3 protein-coding genes are annotated in these 1,820 nt (G+C 37.6%); all 3 read left to right on the plus strand.

The features are described from left to right. A partial coding sequence (locus tag PVV69_RS09740; RefSeq protein WP_273757341.1) for a hypothetical protein occupies nucleotides 1-291 on the plus strand: 291 nt, incomplete at its 5' end. A 57-nt stretch (nucleotides 292-348) separates the two neighbouring features. Next, nucleotides 349-1,092: an antA/AntB antirepressor family protein gene (locus PVV69_RS09745; protein WP_273757342.1), complete on the plus strand. Its 744-nt coding sequence runs from the start codon at nucleotides 349-351 to the stop codon at nucleotides 1,090-1,092. Nucleotides 1,093-1,233: 141 nt separating this feature from the next. Beyond that, the coding region (locus PVV69_RS09750; RefSeq protein ID WP_273757343.1) for an ERF family protein at nucleotides 1,234-1,820 on the plus strand (587 nt) is incomplete at its 3' end.

Raw genomic sequence — 1,820 nt, forward strand, 5'->3', positions numbered from 1 at the left:
CTTGATGCAAGCCAAATTCTAAGCATTGTTGATGAGGGAGATGATGCCATCCAAATCTTTCGTATAAATCCTTCTGAAAAGAGTTGTGAAGACATTTCCGAACAGATTGCAGAAGCATATGTAAAAGAAAATATCGACCATCTCTATGAGGAGAGGGAAGTTCATTACTTTATACGTGAAAGTGATATCTACAATGAAATTTTAGAAGAGATCGCAGAAGAAAAATATGAAGATGAAATGTACGGTACTTATGAACAACAGCACCGTTTGCGTCCTTGTGATGTGCTTTAAAATTCTGAAGGGCGTTTAAAAAGCGCCCCCCTTTAATCCCCTAAAATGAGGTTTGTAATGGAAAAGCTTATTGCCATTCAGCACAACACAATTAAAAACGAAACTGTTCAAACAGTAAATGCACGTGATCTGCATGCTTTTTTAGAAGTAAAAGCCCGCTTTAATGATTGGATTGTTAACCGTATTAAAGAATGTAATTTTCGAGAAAATCAAGACTTTATAAGTTTTACTAAAAATTTAGTAAAACCCCAAGGTGGGCGCCCAAGCGTAGAATACTACCTCACATTAGATATGGCTAAGCACCTTTCGATGATAGAGCGTAATGACAAAGGGCATGAAGCCAGAGAGTATTTTATAGAATGTGAACGGCGTGCAAAGCAAGCAGTAACACCACAAATCGATTATTCAAGTCCAAAAGCTATGATTGGATTTTTGAATTATTTGCAAGGTCAAATAGATCAAAAAGACACCATCATTGAAGATTTAACACCAAAAGCCATGGCACTTGAAAGTTTACAGCGTCATAATGGGCTCTTTGGTCTTACAGAAGCCGCGAAAATCCTCGAAATGCAACCAAAACAATTCATTCAATTCTTACAGCAAAAAAGTTGGGTTTATAGACGTGCAGCAGGTGGAAATTTACTCCCTTATCAAGACAAAATCCAAAAGCAACTTATGGACTGTCCAACTATCACACTTCAAACCGCCTGCGGAATAGAAAAAGTCATTCCTTGCGCAAAAATCACAGCAAAAGGAATTGGTGTGCTGTCTCAAGAACTTAAAAGACAAAGCATGCATTAAGAGGCTGTCACTATGGAAAAGAAATACGAACGACTAATCTTATAGTATCTCTATAAGCCGTTTCTAACCAAACCAAACAACTTTTAACACATGCGTGATTCACGCCACGGGGGAATTGCGCTTTAAATGGAGGAAATCAAGATGAGTGAAATAAGTACCACACAAACGGAATTAGTGGAAAAAAGGAACGATTGCGAAGTCAAACAAACTGCTATGGAACGTATTTTAAACAGAGCCTTAGAAAATGACGTCGATATGGACCGCTTAGAGCGCCTTATCGCATTACGAGAAAAGGAAATAGAACGACAAAATTATCAAAGTTTCGTCTCTGATCTTTCCGCTATGCAAATCAAATATCAAAAAATCCAAAAAAACTCTATTAATACCCATACCAAGAGTACATATGCAACGCTTGATCAGTATATTGACGCAGTAAAGGATACTCTTGCAAAATACCAATTCGCTTTGTTTTATCGTATTAAAAGTCAAACCACAACAAACGTTACCATAGAAATAACTCTATCTCATCCCTCTGGCAATCAAATCTCAACAGAAGGAACATTCCCGATTGATGGTCAAGGCAGTAAAAATAACATTCAATCTGTTGGTTCCACGATTACTTATGCACGCAGATATCTTTTAGGCATGCTTCTTAATGTGACCAGTGATGAAGATGATACTGATGGCAACACGCTCATAGCAGGTGTCACACCGGAACAAATGAATGA

Source organism: Bartonella sp. MM73XJBT (genome assembly GCF_028618465.1).
In the GTDB taxonomy this organism is placed as follows: domain Bacteria; phylum Pseudomonadota; class Alphaproteobacteria; order Rhizobiales; family Rhizobiaceae; genus Bartonella.